Below are 674 nucleotides of genomic sequence, written 5' to 3'. Positions count from 1 at the left end.
CGTTATAGGCAAGCCTAATTGAGCATTCGTTTTCAAATTAGCCGACAAATGACAGCAAGCCAATTTTACTTTCCATACTTATTTGACCTTGACAAATTCAATGACTTGCTTGCACAATTTGGACTTTCATCCTACCTAAAAATGGACGATAGAATTAAAATGGGCAAAGAACTTGTTGTTACTAAAAAGAGCTTTTTAAACTTTTTGAAACATAAATCAACTTTATTGATAATTCCCTTCGGGGCGACATTAATGATTCAAAATGACAATCTCTTTTATTGGTCAACTGAATACAACAAAATAGACATCAGGCGTATTGGTTTAAAAAATCTGCTTGACACTGCAATTTGTGAAAGTCAATGCATTGACCTTTCGCAATATTTAATAGGACACAATAAGTTTGAAAACAGGCTTGACCTAGTAGATTTTGTCACATACGTAAGAAAAGAAGATTTGAAATATGATCAAGCTTACTACGAGAAATTTATACTAGTTTTCATTAACAAGGACGACATAAACCTAATTCCATTTGACTGGTTTAATAAGTCTGGAGGCGACTATGGTTATGTATGGCCAGCAATTGCAAAGTTTGACAAAGAAAATTTCAAACTGTATGGACAAGGAATGCGAATGTCTGATTTTGCAGTAGACATTGAAAAAGCCTGCCTATAACA

At 33.7% G+C, this 674-nt stretch carries 1 protein-coding gene; it reads left to right on the top strand.

The annotated features are described in order from the left end of the window. Positions 1 to 48 precede the first annotated feature (48 nt). Positions 49 to 672, top strand: coding sequence for a hypothetical protein (locus M4J38_RS18785; protein WP_251761350.1), 624 nt, complete (start codon positions 49 to 51; stop codon positions 670 to 672). Positions 673 to 674: the final 2 nt, after the last annotated feature.

The sequence above is a fragment of the Parasegetibacter sp. NRK P23 genome (genome assembly GCF_023721715.1).
GTDB lineage: Bacteria > Bacteroidota > Bacteroidia > Chitinophagales > Chitinophagaceae > Parasegetibacter.
This window is presented reverse-complemented; position numbering and strand designations above follow the sequence as displayed.

Excerpts from the sequence above, each read along its gene's own strand:
- M4J38_RS18785 (WP_251761350.1), top strand. The coding sequence starts at position 49 with ATGACAGCAAGCCAATTTTACTTTCCATACTTATTTGACCTTGACAAA.